Here is a 20,995-nt window from a genome sequence, read left to right as displayed (position 1 = left end):
ACGCTGATCCCACTGCTCCAGCATTTTGCTTCATACAATGGCCCGACGGACATAAACCAAACCGCGATGCGGTTGATTGCGCTACAACCGTTTGGCGATGGGTACTGGGTCAAGGCTGATATCAAAGCACCATATGACTGGGAGAATGATGCTTGGCCAGCGACCGCTGAGTTCCAGATTGGCAAGAACCTCAGTCCTGGCATCGCAATTTATGCTGATTTCCTCATCGGTATAGGTTCCGACCGCCCCTACGATAAAGGTGCCGGTTTAGGTTTGCGTTTCAACTACTAGTTCACCCACACCCAACCTCGGCGAAGATCATCTATGTCACAGTCCAGAACTCTGTTCAGCCATTTGTTTTCTGCGTCTATCTTGACCCTTCCTGGAACTGCCTTGAGCCAATCCCTGCCCGCTCCGGGTCGGTAGGAAATAAATTGGCGTCACGCCGCATCATTCTTTTTGTTCACTCCGCTCTGAACTCGGGGAAGATCAACAGTCTCTGGGCGATCCGCTGAGATGGATTTGAACCTTTAAACTGAATCCGTCGTTCGCGTTTCTAATCCCCAGTCAGCGATGCTTAGGCCCAGAGTTCTGAGAAAATAGACTTCTATTACGATCTGTACCCAAGACTTTGCAAAGTCCGCTTTCTGCGCATTGCTGTCATTGGGGCGTCGAGCAGCATCGGTCAAAGTGGGCTCGAAGCTGTCGTTCAATCCGACCTGCCGAGCATCCGCTTTGCGGACGGAGCAGATATTCAAAGCAAAGGCCGATGCCACCGACGGCTCATCAGTTTTGGAGAGCTTGCAATGCGCAACAGCAGCGATGCACAATGGACGCATGTCAACCTTGCAACGGATCATTCTAACTGCAACCACTCTGACGTTTGTTAGTACGGCGGCAGTGTCTTTGGAGATGTCCTGCACTCACCCTGACAGCCCAAATCACACTTACAGCATTACCGGTGATCAGGGTATATTTACCTGGGATGACCACGACATCAAGCGCACATGGTTGCTCAAGTGCAATGACCAACGAAACGGTTTGTCTGCGTGCCACAGGTCAGAGAGCTTCGGCGAGCGCGGCGCTAGCGTGATAACTTTCGTGATGCTTCCAAACGGAATCTTAGTCGAAAGCGGTTATTGGGCTCTGCTTGATACTAGCCGCGTCAGCGTAACAGCAGACTTCGTTTGTGAGACAGAAGGCGAGTGACCGCTTTGCGGACAAACCGGACTTACAGGCCTCTCCTATCTGTACGCGATTTTGCCGAAAGTTCAAATTGCGATCAGGTCAATTCAAAACGCGCAATTCCCGCAACGGCGAGTTTATCGTCGATATCGTGATCGGTTAGGAATTCGATCACTTCTGAAGCTATGTTTGGGGATGCGGCGTTCCGAAATATAGACATGTCGATTTGTGTCCCAAGATGCTCCGGGAACACCGCTACCGGAACGACTCCAGGTGTGGCAATCACTGTTGTGAGAGGGGCAATCGCAAGTTCGTATTCGCCGGTCGCAACCGATGCCGCAGGCACGCCCCCAGACATCGCATGGCTTTGCGGCAAGACGGAGTCAGTCAGCCCCATGCGCTCCATCACATCCAGATAGGTTCGTCCGCTCGTGCCAGCGCCTGTATAGGCTATGCTTTTCGCGCTGCGGAGAAGCACTTCGATACCATGTGAGTCCGCTATCATTTGGCCATGTGTCCGGCCTTTGCGCGCAACCGCGAGTGAGACTCGCCCGAATGCACGGTGGCTGCCTCCGTCTGCAAAGCCATCATCGATCAAGGCCTTCGCGTAAGGTGGATTGGTCAGACCGATGTCATAGCGCTCGCCCGCTCTGAGACGCTCCGGTATCAGTGGGTTAAGTTCAACCTCCTGTATTAGCCGCACGCCTGTCGCTGCTTCCACGCGCGGCGTGAGGTGCTCCATGACAGCCCGGATCGCCGTAGGAATGAACATTCGCAATGTGGTCGACATTCTGAAGCTCTCCCCGGGACCCGCACGCTCTGTGGCCCTACAATTAAACGCAATCGTTTTGTGCCCAGCAAGCCCGATTGCGGTGATGTCATTTTGGGCTAGGAGCGGTCATTCGAGCCGATCTGAAGAACGGCTGCCATGCGAACAAAGCGGCAATTTCACCGCCGTTTGAACCACCGCAAAGTCTTTTCTCAGCATCAACTTTTACCGATCCGCAGTTTGAACCCCTAGTCTCATCTGCTCTTCAGGTTCCGTGTCACAATACTCATGCTGGCGTGGGGCACACAACTTCGATCAGAGATGGTCCGTCGCTGGAGAGACCGGCAGAGAGCGCCTTCGCAAAGCTGTCCATGTCATCTGCGCGTGTCCCAGGAACGCCGTGGCCTTTCGCCAGAGATACCCAGTCCAGTGTCGGGTTCTCCACGTCAAACATAGCCTGAGCATTCTGACCATAGCTCGCCACGCCGACGTTTGTGAGTTCATCGCGCAGAATTTGATAACCGCGGTTTGCAAATACGATCACTGTAACGTCGAGATTTTCCCGCGCCATGGTCCACAGAGATTGTAGCGTGTACATGGCCGACCCATCACCAGTCAGGGCTATGACTTTTCGGTCCGGGCACGCGATGGCCGCACCCGTTGCGCAAGGTAAACACAGCCCAATCGCTCCGCCGGTGCCTGCGAGTAGGTCATGCGGGCGGGCGGTAGCTGTCGGTGGAATCACGTGAAACCCGGACGTCACGGACTCATTACATATGATCGCGTTTTCCGGGATCAGCGCGGCCAACGCCAAACCAACTTTTTCGAGGGTCAATTGTCCGATGGGAATGTCTGGCAGTTCGAGCGGATGGGTTTCTGTCGCCGTTTTGCTTGTGACCCCGACCGCGTCGGCGAGCGCTTGCAGCGTCCACTCGATATCATCTGTGGGCTTGCACAAGTCCGTAATGGGGCAATGCGGAGGTTCGGGCACGCTCGGTTTCCCCGGATAGGCAAAAAAGGCGACGGGCCTATCTGTGCCAAGCAGGATGATCGAAGAGGTTGCTTCAAGCTGAGCGATCTTGGGCGATATCGGATAGACCAGCTGGTCTAGCTTCGCTGTTCCTGCACCTTTTGAAATGCGCGGTATCAGAGTATCGGCCAACAACCGGCAACCCGTCGCGGCGGCAATTTTTCCAGCCAGTTCACGCTGCGGTCCAAACAGGGCTGAGCCGCCAATCATCAGCGCGGCGTTCGGCGTCACAAGACGGGCTGCCGCGGCCTCTATGTCGCCTATTGACGGTCGATGGAGGCTTTCTAAGGTGTCCAAACGATTTGCCGCCGCTTTCGCTTCGTTCCAAGCGGTGTCAGCAGGTAAGACAAGGGTCGCGATCTGGCCGTTTTGGGCGCGGGCTGCTTGAACCGCTGCCGCTCCATCCTTAGCTACGTCGGTGGAATTGGATGACATTCGCGACCAATGACTGACCGCTTGGCTGATACCGAGGATGTCTCCCTTCAAAGGGCTTTCGTAGCGCAGATGGTGCGTTGCGTGATCGCCCACGACGTTCACGATCCCGGACCCTGCTTTTCTTGCGTTGTGCAGATTGGCAAATGCGTTGCCAAAGCCTGGCGCAAGATGCAGCAGCGTTCCCGCAACATCGCGTTTCATGCGAAAATACCCATCCGCCGCACCGGTCGTTCCTCCTTCGAACAGACATAGAATGCAATTCATCTCCGGGTGCTCATCCAAGGCGGCGACAAAGTGCATTTCCGAGGTGCCGGGATTTGCGAAGACAGTATCCACGCCATTGTTCAACAGGGTTCTTACGAGTGATTGAGCGCCGTTCATTTTTCCTTAGCCTGATTTCAAGCGATCATTTGATTGCAATGCTTGCACGAAAAGGCTTTCGTTCTAAACATGTTTTCCTCTCGGCACGACACTTCGCCACGAAAGGTACCACAGCCGTTCGTGTCTGACGTCAGCGCCCATGGGACAGTTTAGGTTGATTTGATAAGAGAGGGTTTCCTCAAAGACTTGCTGCAAATCGCAGCGGAAATCGACGATGAAAAAAAGTCTTAAGATACTGTCCTTCTACTTGCGTTTAGGACTCAAACCGGACTTCTGACGGTTCCAATGGTTCATTGATCCAGTTCTAACTTCCCTAAAAAATGCTTTGCGGATAGTGCGAGCGATCGCTGCGAAACTGAAACTGTTCGACACAGCGGACTGTGTATGAATAGTATGACGCCACTTGCTTTTGGGGGAGCACCAAGTGGCCAGTTCAGAGATCGTGATACGACGAATGTCGGAAGCAGATAATGGTGAAATGTCAAAGCTGCTTGGCGACGTTTTCAGCAGGCGAGATCCACCCGCCGTATCGACTAAATTCTCGCCCGAAAAGCTCGAAAAGCTCGCCGCACTGTTTGGAATGAAATCTGCAAAAGAAGGTTTGTCGTCTGTCGCTCTTGAAGAAGATTCTGGGGAAATTGTAGGCGCTGTTCTAGCACATGATTTCGGTAAACCGCCGCCCGATGGGATTAGTGCGATGGATTTGGGTTCCGAGCCAGTCATCTCTTTAATTGACGAGCTAGAAAGCGCTTTTTTGAATACGCACAGCATTCGAGCAGAGAAGTATCTTCATATTTTCATGATCGCTGTGCGTGACGATTTCTCGAGAAAGGGAATTGCTCAAAACTTGCTGGATTCATGTGTAAATCAGGCCAAGAGATCCGGCTACCAAATTGCTTTTGCGGAAGCGACAAACCGTTTCTCACAACGCATTTTTTTGAAAGCTGGCTTCGATGTCGTTTGTTCAATTGAATACGAAGACTTCGAACTGGACGGACAGCGGCCTTTTTTGGATATCAAGGACGAAGGTGCTTGTTTGTTAATGGAGCTCGATATTTCAGCTAAATTCTGATTGTCCGAAAGGCATAAAGCGAAGTAGTCTGCTTTGGGCTCGGCGCAGACCTTCGCTGCAATTAGCCCAAATGCCAGCTTTGCGCTTCATCGCAGACGTTTGAGGTCGAAGATTTCATACCCACGCACAGCTCGGTCGAAAGCGCCCTTGCGCGGCGTCAGAACCGCATGCGATCTTCCCTTCTTGGTCGTTCGGGTCGATAGTTGCCTTAGCGGCGGTCGGAGTAAGGATCTGTATCGAGATATGTTCCTTGGCTTCGACGCATATATTCAGCGAACTGGGTAAGGGCATCCACCTAGTCATCTTTTGGAGCATTCACATTCCGAAGCGAGAGCGGGAACCGGATGTTCAGCATCACCGCAAGGCGGATGATCTCGGGACTGGTTTTGCAGTACTTAAAATAGGCAGACCTGATCATGGGCAAAAGCTACGCAACCGCCCTGCCCCGCTCAAGCAAAGTTCTTCTGACAAGACCCAGATGGCAGAACAACTATACTTGCTCCAGACTAACCAAATCGGAATAAGAACGCTCACCGCGAGTGATTTGACGTTTGAGGGTGTTCGTTGCTGCTTTTACTTTACCCTCGCCCAATAGCGATGTGATCGCTTGATGTTCCTTGAAAGATTTCTTCGTTCGATTGGAACGCTTGGACAGATGTGTCCGCATAGTTTGGACGATATCACTGACTTTTTGATATCCATCCCGCAGATAACTGTTTCCACAGGACCTGAAAAACGCGTCGTGAAACTCGGCGTCAAGTTCCAGGTACTGCTCGAATTCATCCGCTTCCTGCGTTTCTGACATCTTTGAAACAATTGTAGCCAGCTCATTGATCAGAACCGACGGGTTCTTTTCAAGCGCCTGCTCCAAAGCTGCAGATTCTAGGATGAGCCGATACTGGCAAAGCTGCACCACGTCCCCTTGAGAAAGAGAGAATACAAAGGCTCCTCGATGAGGAAATATCTGAACGAGCCCCTGAAGATTCAAAGCCGATAGCGCTTCGCGAATCGGAGTTTTGCTGATGCCCATGGCATTTGACAGCTTCACTTCCGGCAACGATTCACCCAATTGAAACGTGCCATTGATTATGCCTTTTCGGATATGCTCTTCAGCAGTTTTACTCAACGAATCCGGGCGCTTAATCTGCAAAATCTCGGTCATTTTCACTTCGTCCTATTTCGTCTCTCTAACACAATAGCACATGTAAGCTTGATTTCTATATTATATCTGATATCTCAGATAGTAGATCGAAAATTTACCAAATCCGTGGGAGGATACCTTGTTCAAGAAATCAACATTGGCGCTTGGCGTCGTCATGTCAGCCGGGCTTGCTTTTGCAGCATCCGCTGAAACAGTCATTAAGGTTGGGCATGGCGCAGCAGAAGCGTTTCATATGCATCGCGCGCTACTGAAATTTGAAGAACTGGTCGAAGCTGGCTCGAATGGTGAGATCGACGTACAGATATTCCCTTCGTCGCAGATGGGCCCTGATCGCGAAATGATCGAAGGTGTTCAAACCGGCGTTCTGGAAATGGCCATTCCTCCTTCCTCTTTCTTCGCGGGCTGGGATCCGGCTTTTGCAGTAATTGAACTGCCCTACATGTATTCCTCCAAGGACATCGCCTTTGATGTTCTTGATGGTGATGCTGGTGATGGCATGCTTGCACGGGTCGAAAACCAGGGATTGGTCGGTCTTGGCTGGCTTGAATTGGGTGTACGCAATGTGACCAACAATGTCCGTCCGGTTGCAGCCCCCGCAGATCTCGAGGGTGTCAAGCTGCGCACCATGAAGGTTCCAGCGCATGTGGCGACATTCGAAACGCTCGGGGCCAACCCGACGCCAATGAACTTTGGTGAGGTCTATTCTGCTCTCCAGCAAGGCGTGATCGACGGTCAGGAAAACCCACTGGCGATCATTACCTCACAGCGTTTCTACGAGGTGCAGAAATACCTTTCGACCACGGGCCATGTCTTTGCGGTCTATATGCCCGTCATCTCTAAACCGTTCTTTGACTCGCTGTCCGCAGAGCATCAGCAACTGGTCCGGGACTCGATGGCCGCCGCACGTGACTATCAGGCGGAACTGGTCGCAAACGAAGATGCGGAACAGTTGGAACAGATCCGTGCTGCCGGTGTCGAGGTTCTGGAACTGACTGCAGAGCAGCGACAGGCCTTTGCCGACAAAACCGAAAGCGTCCGTCTGCAGTATCGCAACGAGGTTGGCGCTGAAGCATATGACGACTGGGTAGCAGCGGTCTCCGCAGCGAGCGGAAGCTGACCCTCGGACTACTCAGCCAACACGGGCACCCGCGCCATGAAAGTTCGGGTGCCCCTTTCGTTCAAGGGGAGGTGAACGGTGTCGGTTATCAAATGGATCGATATGAATGCCGAAAAGGTCTTAGCCAGTGCACTTTTGGCCGCGATTGTCTTGTTGATCTTTGGAAATGTGTTCATGCGCTACGTTCTGAATGCCTCTCTTTCATGGGGCGAAGAGCTAACGCTTTGGCTGTTTGTATGGTTTGTCTGGCTTGGCGTCAGCTATGCATTCCACACAGGCGATCATGTGCGTATCACGGTCCTGCGTGATGTCCTAAGCGAGCGCGCAAGGCTTTACGCGGATGTTGTGATCGCACTTCTTGTCCTTGGATTTCTGATCGTTCTGACAATTGAATGCACCAAGCTTATCCGACAGCCTTTTGTCGCCAGCCAGACTTCGGTCGTCTTGGGGCTGCCGATTCCGATCCTTTATGCTTCGGCGCCGATTTGCGCGGGCCTGTCCGCGATCCGCGTCACTCAACATCTGTTCCGAACCCTGCGTCTGATCGCAGGAACCAAAGCGTGAGGAGTTCGGCATGCTTGCAACAACGCTTTTCTTGACGCTTTTTGCCCTGTTGCTCTTCAGCGTGCCTATTGGCATCTGTCTGGGCTTGGCCACTATGATCGTGATGGTCTTTGTGGATGGCACGCCACCCATGGTTCTTTTGGCACGGTCGGTGGTAACAGGCGCGGACTCGTTTCCTCTAATTGCCGTCCCTCTGTTCATATTGGCAGGCGACCTGATGCAGCACGGCGGAATGTCTCGCCGACTGGTTGGATTTGCCAATGCACTGATCGGGCATATCTGGGGTGGGCTTGCTTATGTGAACGTACTCGCCTGCGTGTTCTTTGCCGCCATATCCGGTTCGTCTCCTGCGACCGTAGCCGCTATCGGGTCGAACATGATCCCAGAGATGGAAAAGGTCGGCTATACGCGCAAATTCAGCGGCGCATTGACGGCATCCTCAGGAATGATCGGCGTTATGATACCGCCAAGTATTCCATTCATCATATATGGGGTAACTGCCGAGGTTTCGATCGGCAAACTGTTTCTTGCAGGTGTTATTCCTGGCATCCTCTTTGCCCTCATGTTCATGTTGGTGGCTCGCGTTCTGCTGAGAAAGGACGAGGTTGTTCAGCAATCGACAACCACGTTCTCAGGCCCTGGCGTCTGGCAGAGTTTCCGGTCTTCCATCTGGGCGCTTCTCGTACCCGTGATTATTCTTGGGGGTATCTACAGCGGCATCTTTACCCCAACCGAAGCGGGTGCCGTGGCCGTAGTCTATGCCGCCTTCATCGGCATCTTCGTCTATGGCGACATCACCCTCAAAGACCTGCCAGAGGTTTTGGCGGGCAGTGCGAAGACCAGCGGGACCATTCTGATATTGGTAATCATGGCGACCGCCTTTGGCAGGTTGATCACGCTCGCAAGAATCCCGACAGAGCTGGCAACAACAATCACCAGCCTATCCGACAATCCGATCATCATTTTGTTGTTGATCAATTTGCTTTTGCTGGTGATCGGCATGTTCATGGAGACGATTTCGTCGATCATCATCATGACGCCGATCCTGCTGCCGGTTGCAACCGCGCTGGGTGTCGATCCGATCGTTTTTGGTGTCATCTTGACGGTCAACCTGGCGATTGGGTTCTGCACACCGCCATTGGGCGTAAACCTGTTCGTGGCCAGCAGCATTTCGAAGGTTTCCATCGAAAGCCTCAGCCGGGCGATCCTGCCATTCTTTGTAGGCATGCTGATCTTGTTGATGTTCATCACCTATGTGCCCGCAATTTCCTTGGCCTTGCCATCCCTTTGGTGACCAGCCGAGGGCCTACAAACATTAGACGACAAAACCAGAGGACCCGGATGGATTTGGACCTATCCCACCCGTCGATAGAAGACCTTCGGCAAACTGCGCAAAAGCGCATTCCGAAGTTTGCTTTCGAATACCTCGACAGCGCGACTGGCCGGGAGCTGGCGTTGAAGGTCAACCGGGACGCACTTGATGCCATCGGATTCATGCCGCGTGTGCTATGCGGCCGAACAAAGGCCGACCTGCAGACTACATTGATGGGTCAAACTTACGATCTGCCATTCGGGATGGCACCGGTAGGCATGTCCGGCCTAATGTGGGCGGGAGCAGAGCGGATGCTTGCAAAGGCAGCGGTTGCTCACAACATTCCGTTTTCGCTGTCGAGCGTGGCGGTTGCTTCACCGGAAGATGTGGCACCTTACATTGGCAAAAACGGATGGTTTCAGCATTACCCGGTGAACTCCGGCGATCTGCGCCGCGCTATGCTGCCGAGGATTAAGGCAGCGGGATTTCATACGCTGATTATCACGGTGGACGTTCCAGAAGAGAGTCGGCGCGAACGACAACGCCGCGCCAACCTGACGGTGCCTCCAAAAGCTGACCTGCGCACGCTGACAGAAATGGCGTCACGACCCGCCTGGTGTCTTGCGCATCTACGGGAGGGTATCATACCGCGTATGCGGTTCTTTGACGATTACGTTCCCACGCGTGGACGAGAAAGTTTTACCCATGCAGGCGCTCTGATCCGTGGGATTCCAGATTGGGACTACCTGCGCGAACTACGACAGGAATGGGAGGGTCACCTGATCGTCAAGGGTGTCCTGCGGCCGGAGGATGCACAAAAAATGGTGGCCGAGGGCGTGGATTGCATCTGGGTCTCAAACCACTCCGGGAGGCAATTCGAAGCCGGGCCCGCAGTGATTGACCAACTCCCGAACATCCGCGAGGCGGTCGGAACAGATGTGCCACTGATCTATGACTCTGGCGTTGCCTGGGGATTGGACATCATGCGTGCCTTGGCGAAAGGTGCAGATTTCGTCATGGTCGGACGCGCCTTTCAATATGCCGTTGCAGCGTTCGGAGCACGAGGGATCGACCATCTCGTTCACATCTTGAAAGCTGACATTGAGGCCAATATGAGCCAGCTTGGCAGCGAAAACCTCGGCAGTCTGACAGAGCACCTTCTGAGTACCAGCTGATCGGCAATTACGGCGTGCGGCGTATCAGACAGGCGTGTAGTCATCCCCGTCAACCAGCCCCTTCACGATCAGATCCGCAGTTGAGCGCGAACATGCCATTGGCAGATCATATACCGTGGCAAGACGGGTCAGAGCTTTAACGTCAACGTCGTGTGGCATGGGCGACAGAGGGTCGACGAAGAAAACCAGTGCATCCAGTTTCTCTTCACAGATCATAGCGCCGATCTGTTGGTCGCCTCCGAGTGGTCCACTTTTTAGGCAGGTCACATCCAGTTCTGGATAGGTTTGCTTGATGCGACTGCCGGTGGTCCCAGTCGAAAAGATTTGTACTCTGGACAGGCGGGCCAATTGCAGACCCACCCAGTCAACGATTTCGTCCTTTCGCGCATCATGGGCCACGAGCGCGAAATGCGTCGCATCACCTGATGAATTGTTCAACGTAATCTTCTCCAAGACCGACTTCCGCGTAATGTTTTCGGCACAGATCAATCTTGGTAAAGACATCTTCGTAGCCTGTGACCTTGCCCCACGGATCAACATAGCACATCACGCCATTGACCTGGAAATAGGTGACCATCTCTTCGACATCGTCGGGAACGACCAAAGTATGAGTCTCACCCGGCGGCTCAAAGACATATCCCCCTTCTTCCGCAAGCCAATCATGTTCCAGATAATGCCAGCGCCCTTTCAGAACGAAGCCGTGGACGGGCTGGGGATGGCGGTGCCGCGAAAGAACGCCAGCTTTGCGCACTTTGAGAAGGTTCATCCAATAACCTTGCGAGCGGTTCAGGCAGAGCGGTCGGAACCAGACGTTCTCTGCCTGCGGAACCCACAGTCTGTCGTCCTCACTCATGGCATTCGGGATCACGATCTCGTCTTGCGCATCCTTGGGGAATGGCAATTGATATGGCATTCGAGCCGTGTCATCTTCATTCATAGATTTTCCTCACATAGCGAGATAGCCGCCATCGACCGGATAGATCGATCCGGTCACAAAACTGGCGTTTTCACTCAAAAGCCATTGCACAAGCGCACCGACTTCTTCGGGTTTCCCCCAGCGCTTCATTGGCGTACGCGCCATGATCCCCGCTGTTCGTTCAGGGTCTTCCCGAAGGCCCTGGGTCATCTCTGTCTCAATCCAACCCGGCGCGATGGCATTGACCCGGATACCGTCTTCGGCCCAGCGACCTGCGAGCGCCTTGGTCAACTGTGCCACGCCGCCCTTAGAAGCGGAATACGCCGGAACCAAAGGCCCACCAAAGGTACTGAGCATAGAAGCGGTGTTGACGATAGCCCCACTCGCTTCAGCCAACAATGGATGCGCGGCAAGACAGCAGCGCATGGTGCCGGTCAGATTCACATCGAGCACCTTGGCAAAGACGTCTATGTCATATTCTTCGCCACGCAAAAGAATACCTGCGCAGTTCACCAAGGCATCGAGACCCGTGAGTTCGCCGAATACATCATTGATGGACGTCTGGTCGGTGACATCCAAGAGCTTCACCTTTAACCCGTCCCGAGGCTCGAATGCATCCAATTCGGATTGGGAGGCGGATGCGGCAATGACGGACCAACCTGCGCCTGCCAACGACCGTGCAATACCCGCACCTATCCCTCGCGTACCGCCCGTTACAAGGGCCTGTTTCATCCAAGTTCCTCCAATGCGCTGGTGAAGGCGCGCGCGCGCCTCCCAATATCATCCAGTGTATAGCTCGGTTTGAACAGCGCGGAGCCCAGCCCATATCCATCTGCACCCGCGGCATCGTACGACGCAATCGTATCCGGCGTTATGCCCCCTACCGCAGCGACGACTGCGTCTGCAGGCAATACGGCGCGTATGGCAGCGATGGCAGCTGGCGGCACCATTTCCGCCGGAAAGAACTTGAGAACCGATGCTCCGATTTCCAACGCCGTAAAGGCCTCGGAGGGGGTCATGACACCTGGACACCAATAAAGATCCCGCACGACAGCCGCGCGCCCGACGTCCGGGTTCATATTGGGCGACACGATGATCCGCCCGCCTGCATCTGCAACCGCCGCGACCTGATCCGTAGTCAACACTGTGCCAGCGCCGACGATGGCCTTAGCGCCATGTTTCGCAACGATTTGCGTAATCGATTCCAGCGGGTCCGGTGAGTTGAGCGGCACTTCGATTATCCGAAACCCGGTATCGAAGAGTACATCAGAAACCGGGAGCGCATTTTCTGGTGCCAGCCCCCGCAAAATCGCAATAAGCGGGTTCTCAGCAAGAGCTGCGGTGAGGTCAATCATCCGACCAACCCCGCAGCGCGAGCAATCAGAAAATGCCCTTTCGCAACGATATCATCTGGCGCGCGACGGCTGTCGAATCCGGCAGTTCGAAGCGCTATTTCATATCGGTCGGACAAGTCGCTTCGTCCAACAACAGTGATCGTGCCGACGTCTTTTACCTCGCCGGTCGCGGCAGCAACTTCGGTCCCTATCAACAAGCCCGACAAGTAGTCGGCCGTGGCAACCTTTGGGATTTTGCCCATGAGAGGAAGCGTCCGAACATGAAACAGGCTGTGCAGCAGGTTCGACTCACCACTGAGGCCCGCCCTTACGCCCATCACGAATGCGTCTTCGCTGAAGGCGTCTTCCTTCATCAATGTGCCAAGGATCGTGTGTTCTTTCAGCGCCGAAAAGATTTCACCTGTCATGTAGGTTGAGAAATCCACGATCTTCCCATCCGCAACCTGAACCCATTTGCTGTGCGTTCCCGGCATCACGAACATACCTTCAATCAAGCCTAGCGAAGATGCCCCGATGATCTGGGTCTCCTCGCCGCGCATTACGTCGGGTCCTCCAGCATGTTCTGTCGAAGCACCAGTCACAAAATGAATACGCGCTCCGTTGGCCGCTTCGTGCGGGACCAACGCTCGCGCAAGACCGCCAGCACCCAGAGGCATTTCGGCATATTGCGTTTCTACCCAGCCATTGCGGCTGGTGATCATGCCAGATGCCAGGATCGGCACTTTAGACTTGGCGACCCAAGGGCCGATTAGACGATCAAGGACCGCGTCAAAGGTTTGCCCCGCAACCTGCATGATACCTTCAGGCGACGAGACCCCATCGATCACCTCGCCCTCCGCACCAATGAGAAATGCACGGAACGATGAAGTGCCCCAATCTACGCCGATCAGCGCTGGCTCAGATGCGACCGAATTCATTCAGCAGATCCTCAACGGTTTTGCCTTGGGCCACCCATTTACGGGTTTCCTCTTCACGGTCAGCTTGCTCTTGAGCAAAGCGCACGGTTTCTTCGGCAATTTCCTGTGGAACCACGACGACGCCCATAAGATCAGCTACAATGAAATCTCCGGGGTTTACCACGACGCCCCCACAGGCGATTGGCACATTGATCGAAAGTTCTTCTTTACGTTCTGAAAACATCGTGTGCGTTCCACGCGGCGTGATCGCTCGCGTCCAGATTGGCCAGTTGATGTCTTCCAGCTCATCTGTATCGCGCCCCGTCCCATCAACGATCATACCGCGTATTCCACGGTTCTTGGCTAGGCCGCCCATTAAACCGCCGCAGACTGACGTTTGACGATCACCACCCGCGTCCACGACGATCACGTCCCCGGGTTGTCCCATTTCAAGCGCTCGCAATGGGTCGACCAGATCACCTTTTGAAAGCTGAACCGTCACGGCCTGGCCTGTCACCTTGGCGCGGAAAGCGGGCTTGATGGCGCTGTCCATCACGCCTGTTCGGTACTGCACATCCGCAAAAATGGCAGCAGCAGAGTACGCCTCCAACACCTTGTCGAATTTTTTGAGAAGTTCCGGGTTTCTTTCAAAATCATTAAAAACCCTAAGGTCCGTGCTGACGTCTGGCATTCTTGTCTCCTGTTATGCGGTAGATACGGCCAATGCGTCGGCATTGACTGTGTAGTCGGGGTTTTGTCCTGTCAGGACCTTGGCCACTTGTGTGGCTGCGGTGACCCGCGCTTCATGTATGGATTCCTCGGAATAGTAGGCCGCATGTGGCGTTACGAGGACGTTGGGCAGTTTGAACAACGGGTTGTCATCAGGCGTCCAGTTGGCGCGCTTGGCTGGCTCTTCTTCGGGGTCGTCGAGCCCTGCAGCAGCCAGATGGCCTTCGGTCAGCGCCCGGAACAGGGCTTTGTTGTCGACCGTTGGTCCGCGTCCAGTGTTCACGAGTATCGCACCGGGTTTCATGACCGAGAATTCGGCATCCGACAAAAAGTGATGCGTGTTCGGCGTCATCGGCGCCTGCATCAGGATATAGTCGGACCTTGCTAACAATTCGGGCTTGCTCACCAGCTCGACCCCAATCTTCGCGGCGACTTCTCTTGGCAAATACGGGTCGTAGGCGATGACCGAAACTCCGAAGGATTGCGCCCGCGCAACGATGGCTTGCCCGATTTTACCCAGCGAAACGACACCCATCGTCCGCCCGCGCAACCGATAGACCGGCTGCCCGCTTTGCCATTTCCAAACCCCTGCATGAGTAGCCCGATCATAGTCGGGCAACTTGCGCGCCAGGGTCAGCCAAAGGGCAATCGCGTGATCGGCGACTTCCTCGGTGCAATAGTTTTGCACGTTGGTAACGAGGATGCCTTTTTCGGTTGCCGTGCCGACATCCACGATATCTACGCCTACGCCATAACGCGCGATGACCTCGCAGTTCCGCATCCGCGTAATCGTTTCTTTCCCGATCCGGGCATATTGGTTCATCATCGCTGCGCAATGCGGCGCGACATCGAACAGGTCTTCCTGGCGCTTGGCCTGAAGCGCAATCACCTCGGCTCCCGCGGCTTCCAGGATTTCCGTCTCAACGGCAACATCACCAAAGTCGTAATCGGTTATCACGACCTTGGGTTTGTCCGTTCTGGGGAAAAAGTCGGCGCGATCAGTCATAGGCACCCGCCGAATAGGTCAATTCGTACGAGTGGCTGTAGAGCTCGAAGATGTTGCCAAACGGGTCTTCCATATAGACCATGCGATAGGGCTTTTCACCTGGGTAATACTTGCGCACTTGGCTCATGCGCTGGCGCCCGCCCAGGTCTTCGATAACCTTGATGCGGCCTTCCAGATCCTCGTCCTGTACGCAGAAATGAAACAAACCACGCCGCCAATATTCAAACGGGCGTTCTTCTTCGACGGTCTTTGGGAACTCAAACAATTCGATGCCAACACCGTCGCCCATCGACAAATGTGCGATGCGGAAGCTTCCCCAGCCTTCCCCAAATACATCGTCGCACATCTGACCGATGGCGCTTTCGTCATGCAGGATTTCAGTTGGCTCCATCAGCACGTACAGGCCGAATGCCTTGGAATAAAACTCCACGGCTTTTTCCAGATCGGGAACTGTGATGCCGATGTGAGAGAAAGTAAGAGCGGCCATAGCAGGCTCCTCCAGTTAGCAGTTAAAGAATATTGCGAACGATGCCGCCTTCGATCCGATGCGCAGAACCATTGGAGGCTGTGCTTGCAGAGATCGTGACGATCATGCGGGCGACTTCGTCTGGTTGGACAAAGCGTTGTATGAGCGATGTGGGCTCATCTGATTTGAAGTAATTGTCGACGATGGTGTCGAGCGGCTCACTCTTCTGATCGGCGAGGCCGTCAAAATAGGCTTCGACACCTTCGGTCCAGGTTGGACCAGGCAGGATCGAGTTAACCCGGACTTTTGTCCCCTTTGTCAATTCTGCCATGCCACGTGTCAGACCTAACATGGCAGTTTTGGTGACAGAATAATGCACCATCTGAGGTAGTGGTTTCACCGCCGCTTCGCTGGCCATATTGATGATAGATCCCTTATCCCGGCCAAGCATGTCAGGCAGGAAAATCCGGCTCATCCGAACGGCGGACAGGACATTGATGTTGAAGTAATGCATCCAGTCGTCATCCGTGAGATCCTCGAACGGTTTGACCGAAAAGATGCCAACATTATTCACAAGAACGTCCACCGCACCGCGCGCACGTGCAAACTTTGCCAGAGTTTCCGCATCAGTGGTTTTGGTTAAGTCGGCCGCAATGCCTTCGACCTTGCCCAATGATGACAGGTCGTCGACGCAGTCGGACACTTCCGCCTCGGTCAGGCCATGCACGATGACCCGCGCGCCTTCTTCCAGGTAGACCCGCGCAGTAGCTTTGCCGATGCCGGAACCTGAACCAGTCACCAGGACCAGTTTATTTTTGAGCCCCAGATCCATCTCAGGCCTCCTTCTTGACGTTAGATGACTGCTGCGATGAAGGGCGGCCGAACATTCGACCCATCAAGCCCGAAATCTCCGCGCGCCACATGTCTATGCCGACGGCCAGCAGAATGATCAGGCCCAGCACGATGTTTTGAACCGATGATGGCGCAGCGTTCAGGTTCAAACCGTTCTGGACGATAACGATTGTCATCGCGCCCATCAGCGTGGCGAGAATGTTGCCGCGGCCGCCTGCAAGGCTGGCTCCGCCAACAACAGCAGCAGCAATGGCCTGCAGTTCCAGCGTCTGGCCATAATTGGGCGACCCAGAGTTCAGGCGCGCTGACATCAGGATCGCACCAACCGCAGTCATGAAACCTGCGATGACAAATGTCGTCGTCTGAACTTTACGTACGTTGATACCCGTCAGAACGGCAGCGGCTGGGTTGCCACCCACAGCGTAGATCTCACGGCCGAGTTTCGTGAAGTTCATAGTGAACGCGGCAAGGACGTAGAAGAACACGAGGTAGAAGAAGGGCATCGGAACGCCGAACAGCTTGCCGTAAAAGATTGGCTCCAGCGCCGGATCCAGCGAGAAGATCGGCGATCCATTGTTGAAGGTCAGCGCAAGGCCCCTGAAGGCAATCAACGCCGCCAGTGTTGTGATGAAAGACGGGATACGCCCGTAGGCTGTTATCAGCCCGATGAACAGACCAAGCAATCCGCCCATGAAGAGAATGAGTGGCAACGCCAGAACCAGTGGAATGCCGACAAATTTCAACATCTGCGCAAGGATCATGGTCAGCAAAGCCACCATAGACCCGGAGCTCAGATCGATGCCCGCAGCGAAGATCACGATAGTAGACCCGATTGCGATCAGGGCCACGATGCTTACCTGTAGGGACAGATTAGAAAGATTACCCGGGTTCAGGAAGCGTTCCGTCGTAAGTGCCACGATCAATGCGACGATCACCATTGCTGCAAATGGTCCGATCAACTGGGTGTCAAAGATCCGCTTCATGCGAAAGCCTCCTTAGGCTTGGATTGAGGAGTGTCGGCGGATGCGCGCACAAGGTCGTCATGAGTAAGGTCGGATGCATCGACCGTGCGCACTATCGTTCCGTGCTGCACGACGGCAATTCGATCGCTCATCGCAAGCAACTCATCATGGTCTGAACTGATCAGAATGATCGATTTTCCCGCCCGCGTGAGCCTGTTAATCAGCTTGTAAACAGCGATCTTGGCGCCGATATCGATCCCTTGCGTCGGTTCATCAAGGATCAGGATGTCAGAAGCTGAGAACAGCCAACGTGCAATCACGATCTTCTGCTGATTACCACCAGACAAGAAGTTGACCGTCTTTTCCTCAGCCTGGGTCGAGATTTCTAAATCGCGGATCAGGTCAAGGGTGGCTTGCTCTTCCGCCTTGAGATTCAACACGCCGAACCGACTAAGCCCGCCGAGGGAGGCTGCGGTTACGTTCCCGCTTGCGCGGAAATTGAAGAACAACCCGTCAAACTTTCGGTTCTCTGGAACAAGAGCCAAACCCGCACGGATCGCATCAATTTCCCGGCGAAAGCGAACCGGTTTGCCGTTCAGTGATATCTGCCCGGCGGTTAGCTCATCTGTCCCGAATAGGGCTCGGGCAATCTCTGTGCGGCCACTGCCCAATACACCACCCAAGCCCAGAACTTCACCCCGGTGCAACGAAAACGATACATCTTTCACGCCCGAATTGGTGCCCAGACCTGCCGCTTCCAACACAACATCCTTGGTCGCGTTCTGATCCTTGGGATAGTGCTCGCCAATGTCCTCACCGACCATTGCGCTGACAATTTCAGAGACGTTGATCTTGGTCTCACCACTTGCACGCACAACACAGCCGTTGCGCAGGATCGTCACTTCATCAACGATCCGTTCAACCTCATCCAGCCTGTGCGACACATAGAGAATAGCGGTGCCGCGCTCACGCATATTGCGCAGTAGCTGGTGCAGGCGTTCAATTTCATCTTCACCCAATGCCGCCGTCGGCTCATCCAGGATGATCATGCGAGCGTCCATCGCGACGGCTTTCGCGATCTCGACCAGTTGTTGCTCGCCTACCGATAGCGAGCCGGTGATTGTTTCGGGAGAAACATCGACATCCATTTCCGCCAAAACGCGCGCGGCTTCGTTGTGGACCTTAGCCCAGTCGATCACGCCAAAGCGGGACCGAGGCATATTGCCAAGGAAGATGTTTTCGCCAACCGACAAGGTGGGCACGATAGAGAATTCCTGAAAAACTGTTGCGACGCCCAGTTCACGTGCCGCCTGCGGGTCGCTGATCGTGACTGGGCTGCCATTGTGCAGGATTTGACCGCTATCGGGTTGCTGTACGCCGGACAGTGTCTTGATCATGGTCGACTTGCCACAGCCATTTTCACCCAGCAGCCCATGAATGGAACCGGGCATAAGCCGGATGCAAACCTTGTCATTCGCCAAAACCCCGGGATAGGCCTTGGTGATATCGACAAACTCCCAAAGTGGCGTTGCGGGTGTCATTACGATTGCCTCGTTAAAAGCGAAACTCGGTTGAGTTGCGACCCGGCAGCACGCACACGCGCCACCGAGAAGCGGGGAGAAAGCTCAGTACTCTTTGGACGGCTGCGGGAAGAGCTTTTCTGGCTCTTGCAGCACGCTGATCGCACCATCTTTGTCTTCAATTGATGTGGGCGTTTCGATCCAGCCGCCGGGATAGGACCCGTTGAGCGCATCAATGGTTGCGTGCATAGCCGCCTTACCCATCAGGAATGGTGAGGTGTTGACGGTTGCCGTGATGTTGCCAGCCGCAATTTCTTCAAGGCCGGACGTGTCGCCATCATTGCCCAAAAGGACGATGTCATTGCGACCTAGTGCCTTAGCCGCGAAAGACGCCCCAATGATCATGTAGTCGTTCGCCGCAAAGATCATGTCGAGATCGGGATTCGACTGCAGGATATCCATACCAGCAGTGTTGCCGCCTTCAACGTTCCATTTACCGTCAATTGAGACCACAACGTCGAAGTTATCGTTGCCCTCGATACCGTCGAGGAAGCCACCCACACGCTCGGTCGAGTGATAGCCAGGTTGCCCTTCGATGATTCCGACCTTCAACGGTTGATCGCCATAAGTTTCAATGGCCCAGTCAGCGATGGCATGTGTGCCATTGCGCTGAGAGTACCCGACCACGCCATGAATTGGTGTCGGGAAGTTCGGGATGTCCGAGTTGATCATCAAAACTGCCATGCCCTTGTCGACGGCCTGCTTAAGCAGTGGTGCGGCAGCAAATTCATCGTGTGTCCCAAAGATGATTGCATCCACATCCTGCGTCAGCACATCCTGGATCATTCCCATTTGGCCGTTGATGTCCGCACCGGACTGGGGCGCAAGCATGAAGACTTCGACCCCGGCCTCAGCAGCAACCGCTTTGATGCCTTCACCGATTGCGATGTAGTAGTTGAACTCAGTCGCCGGCGGCATATACGCGATCCGGAACGTTTCGTTCTTGGGTTCTATCGCATCGATTGGCGCTTGTGCCCCGTCTTCAAGTGGAACCGGCGCTGGATAATTTTCCGCCAGAGCGACCGTTGCCAGCGTGGCGAACCCCGCGGCAAGTGCAGTGGTCATTAGCGTTTTTAACATATTTTTCTCCTCCAGAACTTCGTTGGTTATCCTTTGAATGGCGCGTCGATCACGCCACGAACGCCGGGTTTCACAGCAAACAGGCCGCCGGATTCCGGTTCTTTTGTTAAAGCTGCTTCGTCACTCATCAGCCTTGAGGTCGTGATGAAAAGCGTGTCGAGATCAGGGCCACCGAAAGCGCAACAGGTGGGCTTCCAGACCGGCACCTCGATCACGCGATCTATCGTGCCGTCAGGTGCAACGCGAACAACGCGATGGCCTTCCCATTCTGCATTCCAGACGCCCCCTTCGGCATCGACACAGGACCCATCAGGCAAGCCAGGCTCATCATTGAAAGAAGCGTGCTGCCGACGGTTCGAGACGGTTCCACTTCGGGTATCGTAATCAAATGCGACGATTTCTCGATCTGGGGTATCCGCGAAGAACATCGTCTCACCGTCGGACGTAAAGCAAGTCGAATTGGCGCAAGACACTCCTTCGATAATCGTCCGTACACTCAAATCTTTATCGACGCGGATGACTGACGAATCGGCCTTACCAGAAGCTTCGTTCATGCCTCCAACAATCAATCGCCCCTGGCGATCAGTTCGCCCATCGTTCAGCCGAGTCTCCTGATTGTTCGACTCGAATCGTGCCACGAGGGTTTCCTCGCCATTGGGCGAATCGAACAAGACAACTCGATCCGCGTACGCAACGATCAGACCGCCAGACGCGCGCGGCGCGAAGCAACACACGCGCTCCGGCATCTCATGAGAGGCGGTTTCTGACGTTGCAGGATCAAATGACCAAAGCGCACAGCCTTCAATGTCGGTCCACCAGACAAGGCCATCGGCGGGATTCCAGAAAATCCCTTCCCCGTGCTGGTTCTTACAATCGACGACCAACTCTGCGCGCACTTTTTGATCTCCTAAGTACATCCTGATATCTGATATACCAGCTTGCCTAATCTGG

General features: G+C 54.4%; 23 protein-coding genes and 1 pseudogene. 6 read left to right on the top strand and 18 right to left on the bottom strand.

Annotated elements, in window-relative coordinates; all coding sequences use genetic code 11:
* The coding region (locus ACP15L_RS16865; RefSeq protein WP_425085056.1) for a hypothetical protein at positions 1-291 on the top strand (291 nt) is incomplete at its 5' end.
* A 239-nt stretch (positions 292-530) separates the two neighbouring features.
* On the opposite strand, the gene ACP15L_RS16860 is transcribed toward ACP15L_RS16865, so the two are convergent.
* From ACP15L_RS16860 to ACP15L_RS16850, 3 genes are all read right to left on the bottom strand, one after another.
* Complete coding sequence (locus tag ACP15L_RS16860; RefSeq protein ID WP_425085055.1) at positions 531-923, bottom strand: hypothetical protein; 393 nt, start codon at positions 921-923, stop codon at positions 531-533.
* A gap of 359 nt (positions 924-1,282) precedes the next feature.
* Positions 1,283-1,975, bottom strand: a complete 693-nt coding sequence (locus tag ACP15L_RS16855; RefSeq protein ID WP_170768870.1) for a substrate-binding domain-containing protein — start codon at positions 1,973-1,975, stop codon at positions 1,283-1,285.
* Positions 1,976-2,240: 265 nt separating this feature from the next.
* A complete protein-coding gene (locus ACP15L_RS16850; protein WP_425085054.1) occupies positions 2,241-3,800 on the bottom strand; it encodes an acetolactate synthase large subunit in 1,560 nt (519 codons plus the stop codon).
* A gap of 454 nt (positions 3,801-4,254) precedes the next feature.
* Between ACP15L_RS16850 and ACP15L_RS16845 the strand changes: the two genes are divergently transcribed.
* The gene (locus ACP15L_RS16845) at positions 4,255-4,872 is read left to right on the top strand and encodes a GNAT family N-acetyltransferase (RefSeq protein WP_170768868.1); all 618 of its coding nucleotides are present in this window, start codon (positions 4,255-4,257) and stop codon (positions 4,870-4,872) included.
* Between the two features lie 316 nt (positions 4,873-5,188).
* Here the strand turns inward: ACP15L_RS16845 and ACP15L_RS16840 are convergent.
* Both ACP15L_RS16840 and ACP15L_RS16835 read right to left on the bottom strand, forming a co-directional pair.
* Positions 5,189-5,290 (bottom strand): annotated as a pseudogene (locus tag ACP15L_RS16840) (IS6 family transposase); the annotation flags it as partial.
* Between the two features lie 72 nt (positions 5,291-5,362).
* Positions 5,363-6,034: a GntR family transcriptional regulator gene (locus ACP15L_RS16835; RefSeq protein ID WP_170719206.1), complete on the bottom strand. Its 672-nt coding sequence runs from the start codon at positions 6,032-6,034 to the stop codon at positions 5,363-5,365.
* 118 nt (positions 6,035-6,152) lie between these two features.
* Here ACP15L_RS16835 and ACP15L_RS16830 point away from each other — a divergent pair, with 118 nt between their 5' ends.
* From ACP15L_RS16830 to ACP15L_RS16815, 4 genes are all read left to right on the top strand, one after another.
* Positions 6,153-7,151, top strand: coding sequence for a TRAP transporter substrate-binding protein (locus ACP15L_RS16830; protein ID WP_170719204.1), 999 nt, complete (start codon positions 6,153-6,155; stop codon positions 7,149-7,151).
* A gap of 78 nt (positions 7,152-7,229) precedes the next feature.
* On the top strand, positions 7,230-7,715 hold the full coding sequence (locus ACP15L_RS16825; protein ID WP_425085053.1) for a TRAP transporter small permease: 486 nt from the start codon (positions 7,230-7,232) through the stop codon (positions 7,713-7,715).
* 10 nt (positions 7,716-7,725) lie between these two features.
* A complete protein-coding gene (locus ACP15L_RS16820; protein WP_170719200.1) occupies positions 7,726-9,009 on the top strand; it encodes a TRAP transporter large permease in 1,284 nt (427 codons plus the stop codon).
* A 47-nt stretch (positions 9,010-9,056) separates the two neighbouring features.
* Positions 9,057-10,202, top strand: a complete 1,146-nt coding sequence (locus tag ACP15L_RS16815) for an alpha-hydroxy acid oxidase (protein ID WP_171363037.1) — start codon at positions 9,057-9,059, stop codon at positions 10,200-10,202.
* A gap of 24 nt (positions 10,203-10,226) precedes the next feature.
* On the opposite strand, the gene ACP15L_RS16810 is transcribed toward ACP15L_RS16815, so the two are convergent.
* From ACP15L_RS16810 to ACP15L_RS16750, 13 genes are all read right to left on the bottom strand, one after another.
* Positions 10,227-10,640: a methylglyoxal synthase gene (locus ACP15L_RS16810; RefSeq protein ID WP_170768864.1), complete on the bottom strand. Its 414-nt coding sequence runs from the start codon at positions 10,638-10,640 to the stop codon at positions 10,227-10,229.
* A complete protein-coding gene (locus ACP15L_RS16805) occupies positions 10,621-11,139 on the bottom strand; it encodes a 2,4'-dihydroxyacetophenone dioxygenase family protein (protein WP_170719195.1) in 519 nt (172 codons plus the stop codon). Before ACP15L_RS16805 ends, ACP15L_RS16810 begins: the two co-directional genes overlap by 20 nt.
* Before the next feature lie 9 nt (positions 11,140-11,148).
* Complete coding sequence (locus ACP15L_RS16800) at positions 11,149-11,850, bottom strand: SDR family NAD(P)-dependent oxidoreductase (RefSeq protein WP_425085052.1); 702 nt, start codon at positions 11,848-11,850, stop codon at positions 11,149-11,151.
* Positions 11,847-12,473 (bottom strand): 2-dehydro-3-deoxy-6-phosphogalactonate aldolase, encoded by a 627-nt coding sequence (locus ACP15L_RS16795; protein ID WP_170768861.1) that lies wholly within the window; start codon positions 12,471-12,473, stop codon positions 11,847-11,849. Before ACP15L_RS16795 ends, ACP15L_RS16800 begins: the two co-directional genes overlap by 4 nt.
* Positions 12,470-13,390, bottom strand: coding sequence for a 2-dehydro-3-deoxygalactonokinase (locus tag ACP15L_RS16790; RefSeq protein WP_170719190.1), 921 nt, complete (start codon positions 13,388-13,390; stop codon positions 12,470-12,472). The genes ACP15L_RS16795 and ACP15L_RS16790 overlap by 4 nt, the downstream gene beginning before the upstream one ends.
* Entirely contained in the window at positions 13,371-14,060 is a 690-nt protein-coding gene (locus ACP15L_RS16785) for an RraA family protein (RefSeq protein ID WP_170768860.1), read from the bottom strand. The genes ACP15L_RS16790 and ACP15L_RS16785 overlap by 20 nt, the downstream gene beginning before the upstream one ends.
* A gap of 12 nt (positions 14,061-14,072) precedes the next feature.
* Positions 14,073-15,104, bottom strand: a complete 1,032-nt coding sequence (locus ACP15L_RS16780) for a C-terminal binding protein (RefSeq protein WP_170719189.1) — start codon at positions 15,102-15,104, stop codon at positions 14,073-14,075.
* Positions 15,097-15,591: a lactoylglutathione lyase family protein gene (locus ACP15L_RS16775; protein WP_108861949.1), complete on the bottom strand. Its 495-nt coding sequence runs from the start codon at positions 15,589-15,591 to the stop codon at positions 15,097-15,099. Before ACP15L_RS16775 ends, ACP15L_RS16780 begins: the two co-directional genes overlap by 8 nt.
* Positions 15,592-15,613: 22 nt before the next feature.
* A complete protein-coding gene (locus ACP15L_RS16770; protein WP_170719187.1) occupies positions 15,614-16,402 on the bottom strand; it encodes an SDR family oxidoreductase in 789 nt (262 codons plus the stop codon).
* Between the two features lies 1 nt (position 16,403).
* Positions 16,404-17,405 (bottom strand): ABC transporter permease, encoded by a 1,002-nt coding sequence (locus tag ACP15L_RS16765; RefSeq protein ID WP_170719185.1) that lies wholly within the window; start codon positions 17,403-17,405, stop codon positions 16,404-16,406.
* Positions 17,402-18,925, bottom strand: coding sequence for a sugar ABC transporter ATP-binding protein (locus tag ACP15L_RS16760; RefSeq protein WP_170768856.1), 1,524 nt, complete (start codon positions 18,923-18,925; stop codon positions 17,402-17,404). The genes ACP15L_RS16765 and ACP15L_RS16760 overlap by 4 nt, the downstream gene beginning before the upstream one ends.
* A gap of 84 nt (positions 18,926-19,009) precedes the next feature.
* A complete protein-coding gene (locus ACP15L_RS16755; protein ID WP_170768855.1) occupies positions 19,010-20,044 on the bottom strand; it encodes a sugar ABC transporter substrate-binding protein in 1,035 nt (344 codons plus the stop codon).
* Positions 20,045-20,070: 26 nt separating this feature from the next.
* A complete protein-coding gene (locus ACP15L_RS16750) occupies positions 20,071-20,961 on the bottom strand; it encodes an SMP-30/gluconolactonase/LRE family protein (RefSeq protein ID WP_216599183.1) in 891 nt (296 codons plus the stop codon).
* Positions 20,962-20,995: the final 34 nt, after the last annotated feature.

Source organism: Ruegeria profundi, assembly GCF_049800715.1.
Lineage (GTDB): Bacteria > Pseudomonadota > Alphaproteobacteria > Rhodobacterales > Rhodobacteraceae > Ruegeria > Ruegeria profundi_A.
The sequence above is the reverse complement of the archived record's forward strand: the minus strand, read 5'-3'. Positions and strand labels throughout refer to the sequence as shown.